This window comes from Bowmanella denitrificans (assembly GCF_039522935.1).
Classification (GTDB): domain Bacteria; phylum Pseudomonadota; class Gammaproteobacteria; order Enterobacterales; family Alteromonadaceae; genus Bowmanella; species Bowmanella denitrificans.
The window spans coordinates 837,472-856,103 of sequence record NZ_BAAAEI010000006.1; the positions used below are offsets into that span (position 1 = coordinate 837,472).

General features: G+C 50.1%; 17 protein-coding genes. 8 read left to right on the forward strand and 9 right to left on the reverse strand.

Going from position 1 to position 18,632, the window contains the following annotated elements; translation table 11 throughout:
* Positions 1–96 precede the first annotated feature (96 nt).
* The 3 genes from ABD028_RS06610 to ABD028_RS06620 form a co-directional block, all read right to left on the reverse strand.
* Positions 97–1,293 (reverse strand): ABC transporter permease, encoded by a 1,197-nt coding sequence (locus ABD028_RS06610; RefSeq protein ID WP_343843209.1) that lies wholly within the window; start codon positions 1,291–1,293, stop codon positions 97–99.
* Complete coding sequence (locus tag ABD028_RS06615) at positions 1,293–2,072, reverse strand: ATP-binding cassette domain-containing protein (RefSeq protein WP_102798694.1); 780 nt, start codon at positions 2,070–2,072, stop codon at positions 1,293–1,295. Before ABD028_RS06615 ends, ABD028_RS06610 begins: the two co-directional genes overlap by 1 nt.
* A 113-nt stretch (positions 2,073–2,185) precedes the next feature.
* Positions 2,186–3,040 (reverse strand): DUF3025 domain-containing protein, encoded by an 855-nt coding sequence (locus ABD028_RS06620; protein ID WP_343843217.1) that lies wholly within the window; start codon positions 3,038–3,040, stop codon positions 2,186–2,188.
* A 73-nt stretch (positions 3,041–3,113) separates the two neighbouring features.
* Between ABD028_RS06620 and ABD028_RS06625 the strand changes: the two genes are divergently transcribed.
* From ABD028_RS06625 to ABD028_RS06635, 3 genes are all read left to right on the forward strand, one after another.
* On the forward strand, positions 3,114–4,742 hold the full coding sequence (locus ABD028_RS06625; RefSeq protein WP_425542073.1) for a M28 family metallopeptidase: 1,629 nt from the start codon (positions 3,114–3,116) through the stop codon (positions 4,740–4,742).
* 118 nt (positions 4,743–4,860) lie between these two features.
* Positions 4,861–5,583 carry a diguanylate cyclase domain-containing protein gene (locus ABD028_RS06630; RefSeq protein WP_343843220.1) on the forward strand — a complete coding sequence of 241 codons (723 nt, stop codon included), beginning with the start codon at positions 4,861–4,863 and terminating at the stop codon, positions 5,581–5,583.
* A complete protein-coding gene (locus tag ABD028_RS06635) occupies positions 5,573–5,734 on the forward strand; it encodes a hypothetical protein (RefSeq protein ID WP_343843222.1) in 162 nt (53 codons plus the stop codon). Before ABD028_RS06630 ends, ABD028_RS06635 begins: the two co-directional genes overlap by 11 nt.
* A 281-nt stretch (positions 5,735–6,015) precedes the next feature.
* Here the strand turns inward: ABD028_RS06635 and ABD028_RS06640 are convergent, their stop codons facing one another.
* From ABD028_RS06640 to ABD028_RS06650, 3 genes are all read right to left on the reverse strand, one after another.
* Positions 6,016–6,402, reverse strand: coding sequence for a YbaN family protein (locus tag ABD028_RS06640; RefSeq protein WP_343843224.1), 387 nt, complete (start codon positions 6,400–6,402; stop codon positions 6,016–6,018).
* Positions 6,402–6,992, reverse strand: a complete 591-nt coding sequence (locus tag ABD028_RS06645; RefSeq protein ID WP_343843227.1) for a biliverdin-producing heme oxygenase — start codon at positions 6,990–6,992, stop codon at positions 6,402–6,404. Before ABD028_RS06645 ends, ABD028_RS06640 begins: the two co-directional genes overlap by 1 nt.
* A 285-nt stretch (positions 6,993–7,277) precedes the next feature.
* Positions 7,278–8,807: a fumarate hydratase gene (locus tag ABD028_RS06650; protein ID WP_343843232.1), complete on the reverse strand. Its 1,530-nt coding sequence runs from the start codon at positions 8,805–8,807 to the stop codon at positions 7,278–7,280.
* An 86-nt stretch (positions 8,808–8,893) separates the two neighbouring features.
* On the opposite strand from ABD028_RS06650, the gene pabB reads away from it, so the two are divergent.
* Both pabB and ABD028_RS06660 read left to right on the forward strand, forming a co-directional pair.
* The gene (gene pabB / locus ABD028_RS06655; RefSeq protein ID WP_343843235.1) at positions 8,894–10,324 is read left to right on the forward strand and encodes an aminodeoxychorismate synthase component I; all 1,431 of its coding nucleotides are present in this window, start codon (positions 8,894–8,896) and stop codon (positions 10,322–10,324) included.
* 54 nt (positions 10,325–10,378) lie between these two features.
* The gene (locus ABD028_RS06660; RefSeq protein WP_102796270.1) at positions 10,379–10,945 is read left to right on the forward strand and encodes a CoA pyrophosphatase; all 567 of its coding nucleotides are present in this window, start codon (positions 10,379–10,381) and stop codon (positions 10,943–10,945) included.
* Between the two features lie 78 nt (positions 10,946–11,023).
* On the opposite strand, the gene ffh is transcribed toward ABD028_RS06660, so the two are convergent.
* Positions 11,024–12,400, reverse strand: coding sequence for a signal recognition particle protein (gene ffh / locus ABD028_RS06665; RefSeq protein ID WP_102796269.1), 1,377 nt, complete (start codon positions 12,398–12,400; stop codon positions 11,024–11,026).
* Between the two features lie 274 nt (positions 12,401–12,674).
* Between ffh and ABD028_RS06670 the strand changes: the two genes are divergently transcribed.
* Positions 12,675–13,469 (forward strand): cytochrome C assembly family protein, encoded by a 795-nt coding sequence (locus ABD028_RS06670; protein ID WP_102796268.1) that lies wholly within the window; start codon positions 12,675–12,677, stop codon positions 13,467–13,469.
* Positions 13,470–13,560: 91 nt separating this feature from the next.
* Positions 13,561–14,862, forward strand: coding sequence for an HlyC/CorC family transporter (locus tag ABD028_RS06675; protein ID WP_102796267.1), 1,302 nt, complete (start codon positions 13,561–13,563; stop codon positions 14,860–14,862).
* 17 nt (positions 14,863–14,879) lie between these two features.
* Here the strand turns inward: ABD028_RS06675 and ABD028_RS06680 are convergent, their stop codons facing one another.
* Positions 14,880–15,065 carry a hypothetical protein gene (locus ABD028_RS06680; protein ID WP_102796266.1) on the reverse strand — a complete coding sequence of 62 codons (186 nt, stop codon included), beginning with the start codon at positions 15,063–15,065 and terminating at the stop codon, positions 14,880–14,882.
* A gap of 99 nt (positions 15,066–15,164) precedes the next feature.
* Complete coding sequence (gene sixA / locus ABD028_RS06685; RefSeq protein WP_102796265.1) at positions 15,165–15,629, reverse strand: phosphohistidine phosphatase SixA; 465 nt, start codon at positions 15,627–15,629, stop codon at positions 15,165–15,167.
* A gap of 136 nt (positions 15,630–15,765) precedes the next feature.
* Between sixA and ABD028_RS06690 the strand changes: the two genes are divergently transcribed.
* Positions 15,766–18,525, forward strand: coding sequence for an insulinase family protein (locus tag ABD028_RS06690; RefSeq protein ID WP_343843246.1), 2,760 nt, complete (start codon positions 15,766–15,768; stop codon positions 18,523–18,525).
* Positions 18,526–18,632: the final 107 nt, after the last annotated feature.

Below are 18,632 nucleotides of genomic sequence, written 5' to 3' on the forward strand. Positions count from 1 at the left end.
ATAGTCATCGCATTAGCCTATCAATGTTTTTTCTTTTATCAGGCCAAGATGGCCTTTGCCCATACAGTAGCGCGGCGTCCCTGCCGCGAAACGATATCAGCGGAACAGAACTTTTTCCTGATTAAACCAGTACACACAAAATGCGATCAGCGCGCCGGCAATCAACATACTGGAGCCAAAGATGGCAAACAGCGATACATAATCCATGGTGCCTTTGATCAGTTCTTTAATCGCCAGTGCCACATTGGTAATAGGCACCCAGGCCCAGCCACCTTTAAGATCAACCCCCGGCATCATGGCCATAATAATAGGCAGAATGGCCACCATGATCAGACTGCCCATATAGCTTTGTGCTTCTTTAAAGCTGCGTGCATAGATAGACAAGCTCAGCAGCAAAGCGGCAAAAATGGCTGCAATGGGCGCCAGCATCAGGAACATCAGCACAAAGTCCAGTGCACTGATGGCGCTCATAAACTCCCCTACCACCTTAATCGCCATGCCCTGGCTCAGGACAACACCCCAAATAGCCATGCTGAGTATGGTAATCAGTGCGCAGGTTACCCCGGCAAAGGCAATGGTCAGGAATTTGCCCAGTACCAGTTTGTGTCGTTCGGTGGGTGAAATCAGTAAGGTTTCCAGGGTGCCACGTTCCTTTTCACCCGCCCCCATATCGGTGGCCGGATACATTGCCCCCTGCAAACACAGGATAAAGAGTATATAGGGCAGGAAACCGCCGATTTTTTCCCCCCAGTTCTCGCGGCTGTCGGCCACATCATCTTTCTCAATCACCACAGGTTTAAGCAATGCCGTTTGCTGAGCATCATCTAATGTCAGGGCATCAAAGGCCTGGCGGCGCTTATACTCAACCTGGTTATCAACCAGATCCTTGACCCGAGACTGCACCATATTTAAGCCCGCATCATTTAAGACCAGTATCAGAGTCGCCTGGCCCCCTTCCAGCAATGGCTGGTCGTAGTTGCTGGGCACTTTGAGGGCAAAATCAATGCTTTCATCACGGATCAATTGCTTCAAGTCTGCATCTGGCGGCACATCCACTAATTCAAACTTATCGGTGGCGGCAGCCAGCGAGGCGCTTAACCCCTGGGCGTATTCCCCGCCAACTATGGCATATTTCAGCACTTTGGTTTCGGCCTCCTTAAACGCTTTACTGGCAAAAAAGCCAAACGCACCGAAAATCAGTGGAAACAACAACAGCGGAAGAGCGATCATAAAAAACAAGGTCTTGCGGTCGCGCAGCAGTTCCAGTAACTCTTTTTTAAATACTAACCACATTATGCAGCTCCTTTTAATGTCGCCAGAAAAGACTCATGCATAGAGCCGGATGACAGCGCTTTAAAGTCAAGCAGACTGCCATCGAAACGAGTACGACCTTGATCAATCACCGTTACCTTGTCACACAGCTCGTCGACTTCATCCAGATGGTGAGTGGAAAAAATCACCGGCGTGCCCTGGGCTTTGAGACGACGTATAAAATCCAGCACGGTTTGCGTAGCCATAATATCCAGCCCGGTAGTCGGCTCATCCAGAATAACCACTTCGGGTTGATGTATGACCGCCCTGGCAATGGAGGTTTTCTGCTTCATGCCAGTCGAAAAGCTCTCACTGCGCCTGTCCAGAAAACTATGCATATCCAGCAGGTCAGCCAGCTCATTGATACGTTGTGCCAGGTCGTTTTCACTGACACCGTGCAAACGCCCGAAATACTGGATATTTTCCCGGCCGGTTAATCTGCCATACAAACCGGTGGAGCCTGACAAGAAGCCTATTTTTCGTCTGGCCAGCAAAGGCTCAGCTAATACGTCTGTGCCCCGGATACTGACGCTCCCACTGGTTGGTTTAATGGCCGTAGACAACATACGTAAAGTTGTGGTTTTACCCGCCCCATTGGGGCCCAGCAAACCCAACACCTGTCCTTCTTCACAATTGAAGCTGACATCTTCAACCGAATGAAAAAATCGCCCCTTTAAGCGCGGATCCAGCTTCTCCTGGTCGCTGAGCTTTTTGAGGTTTTCCACCACAAATTTTTTGGCTAACCCTCTTATTTCAATCATAAACGACAGTTCTCCTTTTCCCTTCAGTGCTTATTATTATGTTTGGTAAATCTTGTGAAGATCAGCATCACAGCAGCTATAGTCTTGCGCCAACAAAATAAATAACAGATTTTTTATTTTCTTTTCGGCATGAAGTAATCGCTATTGCGGTAGAAGTCTGCTTGTTGATTATCTGACCACCATCCAGGCACGCCGAGCAGCGGTAAGGGTGACAATACACCTTTCTCTCCAAGACAGTTTTCTTGTGCCAAGCGATGCTGCAAGTGCTGATCAACCCACCTCAACTGCTCCCATTGCGGCCAGTCAAAATAACATGCTGGCACCTGAATCCCCAGCCACTTACCTGTCAGGCCAATGTAGGGATTTAATAGCATTTCATAGTTAGCATGGCCAAAAATCAGCGCCTGCACCTGTTTTCCCCAGCTTGAACGATGTTGCCAGAACGCCTCAAGCCATTGATGGTCCTTTAATAACTGGGCAATGACAGGGTCACTGTATACCAGCAATACGCCACATTCATCAAAGTGGGTAATGCGGTTACGTCTGGGGGTGCGTTGCAAAGTGCCGTGCGCCTTGATGTCTGCCATATGCAACCGATTCAGTGCTGATTTGCTTAACGGAAACTGTCGCCAGATAAGGGCATTAAAAAAGTCATGCCAGTTGTGCTGGCGAGTCGGTACCTTGCTATGAGTCGCAATAAAAGACTCGTAACATAAAGATTGCAGGTCAAGGCAGTGCTGCGGCACAAAGGCCACTGACAACTTAGCATCTTGATTAAGCCATTGATAATCTGGCCAATTCATGATCTCACGCAATGCAAACAGCGACGCCAGCCAGGAAAATGGCGCGTACTTAAACACCTCTGGCATCCAGAGCTGAGGCAATGAATCGGCAAATCGCCTGGCAGTAGGCTTGTTTTTTATAGCATTGGTCGCACAATGGGCTAGTTTTGGTCGATTGTCCAACATAGGCTGTCTGGTCTTGATCCTTGTATTTACCTATACTTGGGCCGAATTTTACGTGATGCAAAACGAGATGATAATGAAAAAAAACCTACTGGCTGTAGCCATTGCACCACTTTTTATGGCGCTTGGCTGCACTTCTACCACGACAACAACAACGAATTTCCCCGCCGCCTATGACAGTATCAGCGCAGCCGAGTTGGCTGAGCATACCAAAGTGCTGGCATCTGATGCATTCGAAGGCCGCTTGCCAACCACATTAGGCGAACAAAAAACCGTGGATTATCTGGTCAGTGAGTTTAAGCGTCTTGGCCTTAAACCCGGTAATGGTGACAGCTATCTGCAACCGGTAAATCTGCTGGAAATTACCGCCGATCCAAATGTTTCCCTGCAACTTGGCAGTCAGACCCTGACTTACAAAGAAAATATGGTGGTCGCCACCAAACGCGAACAAGAAACGGTTTCTTTGCATAACTCTGAGCTGGTGTTTGTCGGCTATGGGGTAAATGCACCGGAATATGACTGGAACGACTACCAAGGCTTGGATGTTAAAGGCAAAACCGTGGTGATCCTGGTTAACGATCCCGGATTCGAAAACCCAGATAGCGGCAAATTCCAGGGTAAGACCATGACCTATTATGGGCGCTGGACTTACAAATATGAAGAAGCCAGTCGTCAGGGCGCAGCTGGCGCGTTAATTATCCATGAAACCGAGCCAGCCTCTTACGGTTGGTCAGTGGTAGGGAATAGTTGGAGCGGTCCACAATATAGTCTGGCATCCGCAGATGGTAACGCTGGACGCGTGGCCGTTGAAGGCTGGATTGACCTGGAAGCTGCGAAAAAATTATTCACAGAAGCAGGCCTAGACTTTGCGCAAATGAAAACCCAAGCACAGCAGGGTCCATTTGCCAAACCCTTAGGACTCAAAACCTCGGTCACCGTAAAAAGTACCCTTAAACGTTCTACCAGCAATAACGTTATCGCCACCCTGCCCGGCAGCAAGCGCCCGGATGAGCATGTTATCTATACCGCACACTGGGACCATCTGGGTAAAGACGACAGCCTCAATGGTGACCATATTTACAATGGCGCCCATGACAATGCCACCGGCACCGCTGCGTTATTGGAAATGGCCGAAGCCTTCGCCACCTTAGAACAAGCCCCTGAGCGTTCTGTGACTTTCCTGGCGGTGACGGCCGAAGAGCAAGGCTTGCTGGGTTCAGCTTACTATGCAGAACACCCTGTTATCCCATTGAATAAGACCGTCGCTAACCTGAACATGGATGCCATGAATATCCTCGGCCGTACCAAAGACGTTGCCGTGGTGGGTAAAGGTAAGTCTGAACTGGAAAATTATCTGGACAAGGCTGTAAAGGGCCAGGGCCGTTATCTGACCCAGGAGGATCGCCCTGAAGCCGGCTATTACTACCGCTCTGATCATTTCAGCCTGGCCAAAAAGGGCATACCAGCATTGTATGCCAAAGGCGGCGTTGACAGTTGGGATGAAGAGACCGCCAACTATCGCAAACGCACGCAAGTCATCACCCGCGGTTGCTACCATCAGGTGTGCGATCAATTTCGCGAGAGTTGGGACTTTAGCGGTGTTGAACAGGACACAAGGATGTTTTTCGAAGTTGGTTTCGATATCGCCGACGGCCAGGACTGGCCAAAGTGGCTGCCGACCAGTGAGTTCCAGCGTAAAAACTAAGTGAGTTGGATGCCGACGTAAGTTACGTCGGCATCTTTGTTTCAACCTATTTGGCCAGGAGGCTAAGTAGCACAGCTGCCGCCACAGGAACGTCAACTCCGGCAGAGGGGATGTAGCAGTGATCCTGGATAAGTTAAAGCAACGGATCCGACGGCGTTTTTATACGGATTTGCTGTTTGTTGTTGCCACCACTGCTGCGGTGTTTGCCTGGCTGGGCAATATCGATATGCTGGAATTGATTTACCATTATTCCAGAGAGTATGAATCCTGGGAATTGGATGAATTGGTACCCACCGGTTTTTACCTGATCCTGGCGCTGTGTTTCTTCTCTATCCGTCGCTGGCGTGATGTACAAACCTTGTCCCGGTTAAGTGAAGAGCAATCACTTCGTCACAGTATTACCCGCTACCCCAATCGCAGAGCACTGGACAGGCTGTTGGTCAGTAAAGTTCGACAAAGCGATTTTCCCCTCACCTTGCTGATGATCGATATTATCGGATTGCGACAAGCCACTATGAATTATGGGCTGTCTATGGGTGATGAGTTGCAGGAAAAAGTCATGCAGCAAGTCAGCGAGCGACTTCACAGTAATGAACTGCTGGGTCATTGGAGCAGTGAACAGCTGATGCTGTTTGCCCCGGCGATTAACGATGATCGGCGCCGTGAGCTGAAACAGGCTATTGGTAATCTCTCTATCAGCCTTTCTCCGGAAGGACCAGCCGATATTCATTTTATTTGTGTCAGCGTGGTCGTTGAAAGCCGCGCAAAACTCAAACTCGGCCTGGAACAACTGGAAGATGCTCTGTATCTGTCACATGCCCGGTATATTCGTGAGGTTTAGGGCAGTTGGCAGTTGGCAGTTGGCAGTTGGCAGTTGGCAGTTGGCAGTTGGCAGTTGGCAGTTGGCAGTTGGCAGTTGGCAGTTGGCAGTTGGCAGTTGGCAGTTGGCAGTTGGCAGTTGGCAGTTGGCAGTTCAGTCTGACTCGCGCTAGCGTTCTGTCAACGGATTTCTGCTAACTGCCGACTGATTACTGACCACTCAGTTCTGACGGCTTACATCCCGTCGGACTCAAGTCCGACCCACGGCGCTTAGACTGAGCTTTGCTGTCGGATTCAATTCTGACTCTTTATGTTTATCTGGACTTTGCTGTCGAAATCAATTTCGACCCACTGTGGGTTGGGCTTCAGCCCAACAACGGCGGAACACGACCTCAGTGTGCTTTTTCAGGGCAGCTCCGGCAGTTAATTCAAAGGCAAACATCGCTTTCTCACCCTAGTTTGGTGGCGAAGATGGGCAGTACAGTAAGTAAACCCATACCGCCAACATTAGTGCAGCTACAGACAATACAGATACCATTGGGGCAATGCTGCTCATCATCAGTAACCCCAGGCTCATACCAATGGCGGCAAAACACTTGGCTTTAACCGGCACCACCCGGTGTTGTTGCCAGTTCCTCAGAGCTTCACCGTATCTGTGGTGGTTAAGCAGCCTCTGTTCAAACTTTTTCGAGCTGCGGGTAAAACAGGCCAATGCCAGAATCAAAAAAATAGTGGTAGGCATTACCGGCAATATTGCGCCAATGCCGCCAAGAGCGAGGAACAAGCAGCCGAGCATCTTCAAAGCAACCATTTTGACGCGCCCGGCATCTACTTTTTGCATCAAGCGTAAACCTGGGCCTGATACTGCTGAAAACGACTAAATGCGTTGCGGGCACCCTTTATTATGGCCTGTTCCTGAGTCTCTGAAAAAACCACGTCGTCAATAACCTGTACCAGATGACGCCATGCACTACCGCGCCCCGCGCCAGGGCCTGCCAGATAACGTGCGCCTTTGTCACCCGAAACGGGTAATCGCGCCTGAACCTGACGCCCCAGCATCGCTGCTCCGACTTTTGAGCCTTCCACCACATAAAGCCAGCCCAGCGCCGTAGCAAAATCTGTTTTTGCTGTAATTAACGGCTTTACAGCAATGTCAGGTAAACACAGATCAAAGTCAGCAAAATCCAGTTCCAAAACATCCAAGCGTCTGCGCTCATTCAAATCATCCAGATGCTCAGCCAGTTGCGGATGGGTGTACAAAGCCTCCACATCTTTTAAAAACAGGTATTGTAAGGTCAAAAACTGCAGGTAGCTTTGCACCGATGCAAAGGGATCCTTGGCCATAATACTGGTGTCTACATGACTATGCAGATCAGCCGTACCGGCTTTTAGCCTGAGCGCCCTACTGGATAAATGACTGACGGAATTCATGCTGCTGCGCCTCTGTTATAGTGTAGATTAAATCATACACATGATAACCATTATCATTTGCAGCATCAAGTTACCCTAAAGCCGCCAGATTGTTGAGAACAGGACTTTGCACGCAGTTTTTTGCACTTCGCGTCTCAGGTGTTGTTCTTTCTGGTAATAGGTTGTTGCATGCTTTTTGACGCGCAAAGGCACTAAGCGGGCTGATTATCGGGGATTGTAATTTACCCTGAGCTTATGAACAGGGACAGAGAATCAGGCCGGAACTGAAGTCCGGCCATGGCTAATTTACTTAGTCAGCGCGGCATCCAGCTCTTCAATCTTGGCTTTCCAGATGGCCGGGCCAGTTTGGTGGGCGTTATTACCCTGGCTATCCACCGCCACGGTGACCGGCATATCTTGCACTTCAAACTCGTAAATAGCTTCCATGCCCAGATCTTCAAACGCCACCACACGGGATTTCTTAATGGCTTTAGACACCAGATAAGCGGCACCACCCACAGCCATTAAGTAAACCGCCTTGTGCTTGGCAATGCTTTCAACCGTAGCAGGCCCGCGCTCGGCTTTACCAATCATGCCAATAAGGCCAGTTTGCTCCAGCATCATATCAGTGAACTTATCCATTCGGGTTGCAGTCGTCGGGCCAGCCGGGCCAACCACTTCGTCACCCACCGCATCTACCGGGCCCACGTAGTAAATAAAGCGGTTGGTTAGGTCCACCCCTTCAGGCAGGCCTTCGCCGTTTTGCAGCATGGTCTGAATACGCTTATGCGCCGCATCGCGACCGGTCAGCATTTTGCCTGATAGCAGCACGGTTTCGCCGGACTTCCACTGCTGAATCTCTTCTTTAGTAACGGTATCCAGATTGACCCGACGGGTATTGGCGCCCACTTCCCAGGTCACTTGTGGCCAATCTTCCAGTTTTGGAGGCGTCAGCTCAGCAGGGCCGCTGCCATCCAGATGGAAATGTACGTGACGGGTGGCTGCACAGTTAGGGATCATCACCACAGGTTTGGACGCAGCATGGGTCGGTACGGATTTAATTTTAATATCCACCACTGTAGTCAAACCACCCAGGCCCTGGGCGCCAATACCCAGCGCATTGACTTTATTGAAGATATCCAGACGCAGTTTTTCTTCGGTGGTTTCGGCACCGCGCTCCATCAGTTCATGAATATCCACAGGATCCATCAGGCTTTCCTTGGCCAGCACCGCGGCTTTTTCTGCCGTACCGCCAATCCCTAATCCCAACATCCCTGGCGGACACCAGCCCGCCCCCATGGTCGGCAGAGTTTTCACCACCCACTCGGCAATATCATCGCTGGGGTTGAGCATCACCATCTTAGATTTGTTCTCGCTGCCGCCGCCTTTGGCTGCAATCATCACTTCAATATGATCGCCTGTCACCATATCGATATGCACTACCGAGGGTGTATTATCCTTGGTGTTTTTACGGCTGCCGGCCGGGTCGGCCACAATCGAGGCGCGCAGCGGATTATCTGGATTGGTATAGGCACGACGGGTCCCTTCATCCACCATCTGCTGCACCGTCATATCGGTTTTGTCCCACTGCACGGCCATGCCGATTTTGACAAAACAGGTGACAATACCGGTGTCCTGACACAGAGGACGGTGGCCCTCGGCCGACATGCGTGAGTTAATCAGGATCTGCGCCATGGCGTCTTTAGCGGCCTGGCTCTGCTCTTTGTCATAGGCCTTTTCGACGGCTTTGACATAATCCAGAGGGTGGTAATAAGAGATAAACTGTAGGGCATCTTCGATGCTGTCGATAAAATCCTGCTGACGAATCACTGCCATGCTATTGCCTCACCGCGTTGTCTGATTTTTACACATTCGATAACCGTCAAAGCGGCTATCTGCTTGGTCTTTCTTGTGGTTGCAGTATGATACTCGCATTAGCAGCAGTGACCAAGGCCAGATACTTAGCCAATGGTCTTACCGAGTACCCCGTGAAGTCTTTTTTGCTACCTGAAAATTTGTCGATTGTGGATATTTTCGCCCGATTTAGTGCCAGCCCCTGGTCTATCCTGCTGGACTCGGCGCAAAGCCCCCATGAAAACGGCCGCTACGATATCCTGCTGGCTGAGCCCATTGCCCATATTCAAACCTTTGCCGGTGTCAGCCATATATGGCACCAAGACAAGGATGAAATTGAATATAGCCATGCTGACCCTTTAAGTTTAATTGAAAAGTTGAATCAGGCGTTGTTTCCTGAACTTGCGCTGACGTCTGTGTCTGAAGATATCCCTTTTGCCTGTGGTGCCGCCGGCTATTTCAGCTACGACCTGGGTCGCTGTTTCGAAAACCTGCCCCAGCAAGCAGATAAGGATATTCAGGCACCCGATATGGCAGTGGGTTTTTACAGCTGGGCCCTGGTAAAGGATAACCACAGTGGCCAAAGCAAGGTGTATTATCACCCCCACTACCCGGCGCCCAGCGCTGATAAACTGCTGAAAAAGGCAAAGCCAGCCGCTCCGCAGCAAGCTTTTAAGCTGACCGGCCCATGGCAGGCCAATATGTCCAAACAACAATATCTGCATAAACTCGGGCAGATCCACCAATATCTACTGGCTGGCGATTGCTATCAGGTGAATCTGGCCCAGCGTTTCAGCGCCACCTATCAGGGTGATGAATACCAGGCTTACCTTAAGCTCAGAGCCACAAATCAAGCGCCCTTTTCGGCTTTTTTGCGTCTACCACAAGGGGCGGTGCTAAGTCTGTCACCCGAGCGATTTTTGCTGGTCGATGGGGACAAGGTGCAAACTAAACCCATTAAAGGCACCAGACCAAGAGGTGACAACCCACAACAGGATGCGGCATTGGCGGAAGAGCTACGTGCGGCTGACAAAGATCGCGCCGAAAACCTGATGATTGTGGATTTACTGCGCAATGACTTAAGCAAGCATTGCCTGCCCGGCTCTGTGCAAGTGCCTAAATTATTTGATATCGAGAGCTTCCCGGCCGTCCACCATCTGGTCAGTACGGTGGAAGGTCAGTTAAAGCCAAACGCATCGGCACTGGATCTACTGCGCGGCGCTTTCCCAGGCGGTTCGATTACCGGTGCGCCGAAAATCCGTGCCATGCAAATTATTGAAGAACTCGAACCCCAACGTCGTCATCTATACTGTGGCAGCATTGGGTATCTATCCGCCCAGGGTCGTATGGACACCAGTATCTGCATCCGTACCCTGATATGTGAGAATCAGCAAATACATTGCTGGGCCGGTGGTGGTATTGTGCTGGATTCCGATCCGCAGGACGAATACCAGGAAACCCTGCATAAGGTCAATAAAATACTGCCGGTACTGACATAGCTCCTTGATAATGCAGTTGGCAACAACTGACCATAACCACTAAATAACAGGCATATGAAAAAAGCTGAATTTCTGAACAGATTTCATCATGCCCGCCAGGTCGACAGTGAGCGGGATTTTCCGCTGCGTAAACCCGGCAGGCCGGCAGCCGTGCTGATGCCAATTATTGAACGGGACGAACTGACCTTGCTATTTACCCGCCGTGCAGGCCATCTCAAGCATCACGCCGGGCAGGTTAGCTTTCCCGGTGGCAGGCAAGAGCCTGAAGACGCCGACCTACTGGATACCGCCTTACGTGAAACCCGTGAAGAGATTGGCATCAATACTGACAATATTGAGATTGTAGGCCAGCTGCAGCGTTATCGAACCGTGAGCGGCTACGAAGTTACGCCTTACATCGGCATCTTACCTCCGCCGCGCAAACTGATACCAGATCACAATGAAGTGGCCTCGGTGTTTGAAGTGCCGCTCAGCTATTTAATGAATAAACACAATCATATGGTGCACCTTGCCGAGCGTCAGGGCCTGACCCACCCGATTTATTTTATTCACTGGCAACAACAACATATCTGGGGGGCAACGGCGGCTTTTGTGCGTACTTTGTCTAATCATCTAACCTGAATCAGACATTGTCCGGCCGCCTGACATCTTAACCGGAAGGGGGGCGTTGACGGCCTCACACCGCCAACCAATAACGGATTATCGACGCGGGAACATGCCGCCCGGGCCACCAGGAGGCATCATCCCTTTCATACGCTGCATCATCTTCTGCATCCCGCCACCCGACATTTTCTTCATCATTTTCTGCATCTGGGTAAACTGTTTAAGCAAACGGTTTACATCCTGAATTTGTGTACCAGAGCCTGCGGCAATGCGACGCTTGCGCGACCCTTTGATGATATCCGGGTTGGCACGCTCTTTGGCGGTCATCGAATTGATAATGGCTTCCAGTTGGTTAAAGCTCTTGTCGTTGGCTTTTTCCTTGATCTGTTCGGACATATTGCCCATGCCGGGCAGTTTGTCGAGCATCGACATCATGCCGCCCATACTGCGCATCTGTTCCAATTGTTCTTTGAAATCCTGCAGGTCAAATCCTTTCCCTTTCTGGATCTTCTTAGCCATTTTCTGCGCTTTGTCTTTATCAACTTTGCGCTCGACTTCTTCAATCAGGCTCAACACATCGCCCATGCCCAGAATACGCGACGCAACGCGATCCGGGTGGAATGGCTCAAGTGCATCAGACTTTTCACCCATACCCAGGAATTTGATCGGCTTACCGGTAATATGTCGTACCGACAATGCCGCACCACCGCGGGCATCACCATCCGCCTTGGTCAGGATCACGCCGGTCAGTGGCAATGCATCATTAAAGGCTTTAGCGGTGTTTGCAGCGTCCTGGCCCGTCATGGCATCGACAACGAACAAAGTCTCTACAGGCTTAACCGCCTGGTGCAGGGCCTTAATCTCGTCCATCATGCTTTCATCAACATGCAAACGGCCAGCCGTATCCACTAACAACACATCATAGAATTGCTTCTTGGCATGCTCGATAGCGCCATTAACGATATCGATGGGTTTCTGGCTGATGTCCGATGGATAGAAACTTACCTGCACTTCGTTGGCCAGAGTTTCCAGCTGCTTAATCGCCGCCGGGCGATACACGTCGGCACTCACCACCAGCACTTTTTTCTTTTCCCGCTCCCGCAGGAAACGCGCTAATTTACCGACGCTGGTGGTTTTACCCGCCCCTTGCAGGCCTGCCATCATCACTACAGCTGGCGGCTGTGCCGATAAAGCCAGCTTTTCGTTGGCCTGGCCCATAATGGCTTCCAGCTCGCCACGTACAATTTTAACAAACACCTGGCCAGGATTAAGGCTCTTGCTGACTTCAATGCCAACGGCTTTTTCCTTAACCTGATTGATAAACTCCCGCACCACCGGCAACGCCACATCGGCTTCAAGCAAAGCCATCCTGACTTCACGCAGGGTGTCTTTGATATTGTCCTCAGTGAGTCGACCACGACCACTGATGTTTTTCAGGGTCTGCCCAAGGCGTTCGGTAAGATTTTCAAACATATCAGGTCTCATCCTTTTCGACGCCGACCACTGGCGTCTGAAATAAAAAATGCAGGCAATTAGCCGGTGCCGCGGATTATATAGGCGATGCAGGGCAATTTCCATGTATCCGCACTGCCCATCCAAGGCAACCTGTTGATATTCATTCTCATTAGGCTGGTTTAGCCAACAACGAAAAGATATACTTGGGCGCCATTTGGCAAAGTCAGCCGGGCTCAGAGGCCTGGTTTCGGAAGGAATCTTAACTACAGATGCTAATCAGTAAGGCAAAACAATGTTCCTGTTAGGTTTGATGGTCACCTTGCTCTATCTGGTTGCGGCAATCCATATTGGCAGCCGGTTGTTTCATCACGAAGGGCCGCGGCATAAGTTCTCTGCCTTCCTCGGCACGCTTGGGGTGGTGCTGCATCTTTGGTTACTGAGCGAAGGCATATTTAACCAACCAGGCCAGAACATGAGCATACTCAATGTGGCCTCATTGGTCGCCTGGATGATTACCCTTTCGATGACCATCGCCTCCTTTAGCTTACCCAATGCCATTTTACTGCCTGTGGTGTACGGATTTTCTGCCATTACTGTGTTGCTCAATCTGCTCGTGCCCGACACGCACCTGATGCATATTGAAATGCGTCCGGCCCTGATTGCCCACATCACCCTGGCTCTATTTGCCTATGGCTGCCTGATGATCAGTATGCTGTACGCCTTACAACTGGCTTGTATTAATTTTCGCCTGAAGCGCAAGCAACTTTCATTGTTGCATTCGTCCTTGCCGCCTTTGCTGATTGTTGAACAAATTCTATTCAAGCTGCTGCTAGTGGGCACGGTGCTACTAACCTTATCCCTGGTCAGTGGTTTTATGTTCCTGGATGATATGTTCGCCCAGCATCAGGTGCACAAAACCGTCCTGTCCAGCCTGGCTTGGCTGGTGTTTGTGCTGCTGCTGGCGGGACATTATCGCTTTGGTTGGCGTGGTCGCCCGGTGGTGATTACAACCCTGGTTGGGGCCATGTTATTAACCCTGGCCTATTTTGGCAGTCGCTTTGTCAAAGAAGTTTTACTGGGAATGTAGAAACGAGTTTGGCAAACTAGAGCGTCGGATGATTCCTTGCTGTACAAACAAGACGGCAGGGAAAAGTTAAGACAACACAGGAACCCCATCTTTGGACGACATATCTACCGGCACGCTGTTTATTCTGCTTGCCATCCTCATATTGTTATCCGCCTATTTTTCAAGTTCCGAAACCGGCATGATGTCCATCAACCGGTATCGGCTCAAGCACCTGGTGAAAGAAGAACACAAAGGTGCGATTCGTGTGCACAAGTTGCTGCTAAGACCGGATCGCCTGATTGGTCTGATTCTGATCGGTAATAACCTGGTGAATATTGCCGCCTCGGCCATCGCCACCATTATCGGTATGCGTTTGTTTGGTGATGTGGGTATTGCCATTGCAACCTTTGCCCTGACTCTGGTGATCCTGGTATTCGCCGAAGTCACTCCAAAAACGCTGGCGGCGCTTTACCCGGAAAAAGTGTCCTTCCCCAGCTCGGTGATATTACTGCCAATGCTGAAACTGCTTTATCCGGTGGTGTTTATTGTTAACGGCTTTACCAATGCCTTCTTGGTGCTGTTCCGTATCAGCCCCAAAAACGGTGATGAAGACAGCTTAAGCCGCGAAGAATTGCGCACCGTGGTGCATGAAGCCGGTGCCATGATCCCCAAACAACACCAGGATATGTTGGTGGGAATTCTGGATCTGGAGAAAGTAACGGCCGAGGATATTATGATCCCCCGTAACGAAATCGTCGGCATCGATATCAATGACGACTGGAAAGCCATCCAGAAGCAACTGATGCATTCCCAGCATACTCGTGTGCTGTTATACCGTGACACCATAGACGATGCGGTAGGTTTTATACATGCTCGGGATGCGCTGCGACTGCTGGCCAAAGACGAGTTTTCCAAAGCCAATCTGTTACGCGCCGTGCGGGAAATTTATTTCACGCCGGAAACGACGCCACTGCATACCCTGCTCTACAAGTTTCAGTCGGCCAAGGAGCGCATTGGTCTGGTTGTGGATGAATACGGTGATATTCAGGGGCTGGTGACGCTGGAGGATATTCTCGAGGAGATCGTCGGCGACTTTACCACTACCATCCTGCCCACCCATAGCAAGGAAGTGAACATCGAGGATGATGGCAGTGTGATGGTCGACGGCAGTGCCAACATTCGGGATCTGAACAAGGAAATGGACTGGAACCTGCCCATCGAAGGGCCTAAAACCCTTAATGGCTTAATTCTGGAACATTTCGAGGCCATTCCTTCCACGCAGGTGTGTTGCCGCTTAGCAGGTTACCCTATGGAGATCATTGAAATAAATGACAACATGGTCAAAACGGTCAGGGTTAAGCCGCTTTATTACAAGGAGCCCGACCCTGCGCGTGGCGACAGTCTGACAGGCTAACCAGAGCCTGTTGGCCTTTACTTCTGCTTTTCCTGTTGCAGGCGTTTTTGACGAATATTGGCTTTCAATTGCTCAACCTTGTCATTGAGTTGCCCCAAACGCTCAAAGATGCCCTGCAACTCATCGTCGTAGACCAGATCTGACTGTTCCAAATGATTTTCTAATACCTGCTGTAAATAGGCAGGCAAGCTTTTACCGGACATCTCTCCTCCTCCTCACAAGTATTATCGGAGAGATGCGTAAAAGCTAAAGGCAAGATCGAAATTTCATTGCCGGCAAGACGAGCTAGCAGCCACACATTTCTAAGGTATATGCTGCCTGACTAGCGAGGCCCGGCCATTTTCCGGTTCATAGTCCAGCACCGCGATACCTGCAGTAGCAAACAGCATCGAATAAAAATGGCCGCTCAGTTCATCCACCAAGGCGCTGACAAAAGGCATATGACTAACAATCAGCACACGCTGCACAGTGGGTCGACTGGCGAGTAACGCCTGCAGATATGCATGGAAGTGCTCAGCCTGACCATTGGGGGTAACATCATTGCAAATCTCAGTGACTTCCACTGGTAGCATGGTCTTAACCGCATCCAACGTCTGAATGGCTCTGGCGTAAGGACTGACAAGTACCAAGTCAATATGACCCGCCACCTCTTTCAGCCAACCACCGCTTCCCTTGGCTTCAGCCACACCATAATCGGTAAGATTGCGGCTGGCGTCTTCAACAAAACGACTTTCCGCCTCACCATGGCGCATTACAAAAATTTGCATTGACAGTTTAATTCCCCAAAATACCTGGAAAATATCGGCACGCGACTATAACAAATAAAAAGGACAGGCACCCTCAGTTGCAATTTGCCACGTTATCCTATTTGATACCCTATATACCAACTAACAGGCTCAGCGCGTGATCATCAGCACCTATGATAGATGCCACTATCGGCACCTGAAACTGGACAATGGTCTGAATGTACTGCTGGTGCAAGATCCAGACAGCCGAAAATCTGCTGCCTGTGCTGCGATAGCCATGGGCCATTTCCAGGATCCAACGCACTGTCAGGGACTGGCACATTTGCTTGAGCATATGCTGTTCCTTGGCAGTCAATCCTACCCTGTTGCTAACCACCTGGCAGACTACCTGTCGTTAAACGGCGGACATGTTAACGCCTGGACGGGTACAGAACAATCCAGTTTCTACTTTGATGCGTTTAATAGCGGTTTTGCCCATGCACTTGAACAATTCAGCGCGATGCTCAGCAAGCCGTTATTTGATCCGCAAGCCATTTCCAGTGAATTAAACGCTATTGATGCTGAATTCCGGCTGAAGCAACAAGACGACCTCAGACGCCTGTATCAGGTGCACAAAGAGACCTGTAATCCCGCTCACCCATTCAGCAAATTTTCGGTCGGCAATCAGGAAATATTCGGCCAGTTCAGTGCCGGGCAATTGCAACAGATGCTGATGCAATTACATCAGAAATATTACCGCGCCGGAAATATGAGTTTAAGTTTGGTGTCAGATATGACACTTGATGAGCAAGAAGACTTATGCAGGCGATATTTCGCTGCTCTGCCCCATGGCAAAACAAACGAGGCCAATGCCTACCCACCCTTGTACTTGCCCGAACAGTTGGGGGTTATTCTCAATATTACCCCACTGAAGACTGCCAGGCGTCTGATCGTTAGTTTTGCGCTGGAGGATGTGCACCAGTATTACCTGAGCAAACCCCTGAATCTAATCAGCCATTTAATTGGCGATGAAGGCCCCGGCAGCCTGTTATGTTATTTACGAAACCAGGGTTGGGCGACCAGTCTCAGTGCTGGCGGGGGAATTCAGGGCAGTAATTTCAAAGACTTCAATGTCAGCATGCAACTGACTCCGCTAGGGGCTGCTCATTGGCAGGAAGTCGTTAAAGCGTTGTTTTCATGCCTGCAACTTATTCGCCAACAGGGCATTACACAGTGGCGTTTTGATGAACGTCAGGCGTTTGGCCAGATGGCCTTTGATTTTCATGATAAGCCTAAAGCTATGGATATGGCCTCGCACCTGGCTACCCAGTTACATTTTTATCCTCCTCAGCATTTGCTGAGTGGCGAATACCTGATGGATACGTTCGCCCCTGAATTGATAAAGCACATGTTGGAACAAATGACACCTGACAACATGCGCCTGAAACTGATCCTGCCCGATCAGGTCACTGACCGAGCAGCGCGCTGGTATCAAACACCCTACTCTATTTCGCCCCTGCCAACGGACTTCATTAAGCAGTGCCGTCAGCCGAAGGAAATTGACGAATTACGCTTACCGGAACCCAACCCATACTTAAGCGTGCACACGCAACTTAATGAAGTAGATCAGCGTTTTCTGTTGCCGGTTAAGCTGTGCAGCACTAACAACCTGAGTTTTTGGTTTTGTCAGGACGATGAATTTCGACAACCCAAAGGCGAGTTGTATTTGTCTTTTGATAGCCAGGCAGTCATGCAAGGTGCCAATTTGTGTGCCTATAAACGCATATGGACAGCGATGGTTCAGGAGCGTTTGAACCAGGATTTTTATCAGGCCAGTATTGCTGGATTACACTTCCACTTTTATGCACATCAGGGTGGGTTTTCCCTGCATACCAGCGGTTTCAGCCACCAACAATTTACTATGGCTGAGCAGATGCTCAGACAGATTGTTAGATTTGATTACACCCGTGATGAGTTTGAACAAGCCAAAACCAGACAAATCCAGGCTATGCAAAATAGTCTGCTCAATAAGCCGGTAAACCGGCTATTCAGCCATTTGTCGGTGCTGATGCAACCGCTGTCTTTTTCCATGGAAGATATGCTGCCTATGGTTGAGGATGCAGATTTTGCCCAGATGCAAAATCAACATACTCATCTTCTGGCCGCCCTGCACCTGGAAGCCTTTGCACATGGAGACTGGTCTGAGTCAGACACACAGGCATTTGCACAAACACTACAGCAAGGGGAATTGGCCGAAAAACTGCGTATCGGTACATTGCCAAGACAGGTGATAGCACTGACAGACAATTATCAGTTAGCGGTGCCCTGTCAGGCAGATGACAATGCGGTATTGTTGTACTTCCAAACACCTTGTGCCGACGTGGAATGTATCGCGCTAACCATATTGACCGAACAACTGCTGGCCGCGCCCTTTTTCAATCAATTACGCACTCAGAAACAGTTGGGCTATTTAGTCGGAAGTGGCTATATGCCTTATAACCAGCATCCGGGCATGGGCTTTTATATCCAATCGCCACAATATGACAATGCAACCCTGGTGCGCGAAATTCGTGACTTCCTGCACCAAAGCCTGGCCGGCATCGCGTCCATCTCAGAATCAGACTGGCAAGCCATCAAACAAGGGATCGCCAAGCAGTTGATCAGCAAAGACACCGGGTTGTCCATGCGCAGTCAGCGTTTGTGGCTGGCCATAGGCAATGAAGACCTTAACTTTGACCAGCCACAGCGACTCAGCAAACAGATTCTGGCCTTAAGCCGCGAACAGGTATTGCATTTTTGCCAGGGGTTCAACGCCAGCAATGGGTTTGGCTCAGTACTGCTGTACAGCACCCAATCAGATCAATCGGCACAGCCACTGCAGGGTGTGCATATTGACAATTTGCCGCAATTTAAGGCAAATGCACGGCTGATTCGTTAAAAGTCAGCCTTTTCTACCTCCAGCCCTTTGACTTGAACCCAGACATATTTTAACGTACGAAATCAACAAGACGTTGGCAGGCCAGGAGGGTAGCCAGTTGCAGGTCA

Excerpts from the sequence above, each read along its gene's own strand:
- ABD028_RS06650 (WP_343843232.1), bottom strand. The coding sequence starts at position 8,807 with ATGGCAGTGATTCGTCAGCAGGATTTTATCGACAGCATCGAAGATGCC.
- ABD028_RS06670 (WP_102796268.1), top strand. The coding sequence starts at position 12,675 with ATGTTCCTGTTAGGTTTGATGGTCACCTTGCTCTATCTGGTTGCGGCA.
- ABD028_RS06610 (WP_343843209.1), bottom strand. The coding sequence starts at position 1,293 with ATGTGGTTAGTATTTAAAAAAGAGTTACTGGAACTGCTGCGCGACCGC.
- ABD028_RS06660 (WP_102796270.1), top strand. The coding sequence starts at position 10,379 with ATGAAAAAAGCTGAATTTCTGAACAGATTTCATCATGCCCGCCAGGTC.
- ABD028_RS06615 (WP_102798694.1), bottom strand. The coding sequence starts at position 2,072 with ATGATTGAAATAAGAGGGTTAGCCAAAAAATTTGTGGTGGAAAACCTC.
- ABD028_RS06645 (WP_343843227.1), bottom strand. The coding sequence starts at position 6,992 with ATGAATTCCGTCAGTCATTTATCCAGTAGGGCGCTCAGGCTAAAAGCC.
- ABD028_RS06625 (WP_425542073.1), top strand. The coding sequence starts at position 3,114 with ATGAAAAAAAACCTACTGGCTGTAGCCATTGCACCACTTTTTATGGCG.
- ABD028_RS06620 (WP_343843217.1), bottom strand. The coding sequence starts at position 3,040 with ATGTTGGACAATCGACCAAAACTAGCCCATTGTGCGACCAATGCTATA.
- ABD028_RS06640 (WP_343843224.1), bottom strand. The coding sequence starts at position 6,402 with ATGCAAAAAGTAGATGCCGGGCGCGTCAAAATGGTTGCTTTGAAGATG.
- sixA (WP_102796265.1), bottom strand. The coding sequence starts at position 15,629 with ATGCAAATTTTTGTAATGCGCCATGGTGAGGCGGAAAGTCGTTTTGTT.
- ffh (WP_102796269.1), bottom strand. The coding sequence starts at position 12,400 with ATGTTTGAAAATCTTACCGAACGCCTTGGGCAGACCCTGAAAAACATC.
- ABD028_RS06680 (WP_102796266.1), bottom strand. The coding sequence starts at position 15,065 with ATGTCCGGTAAAAGCTTGCCTGCCTATTTACAGCAGGTATTAGAAAAT.
- pabB (WP_343843235.1), top strand. The coding sequence starts at position 8,894 with ATGATACTCGCATTAGCAGCAGTGACCAAGGCCAGATACTTAGCCAAT.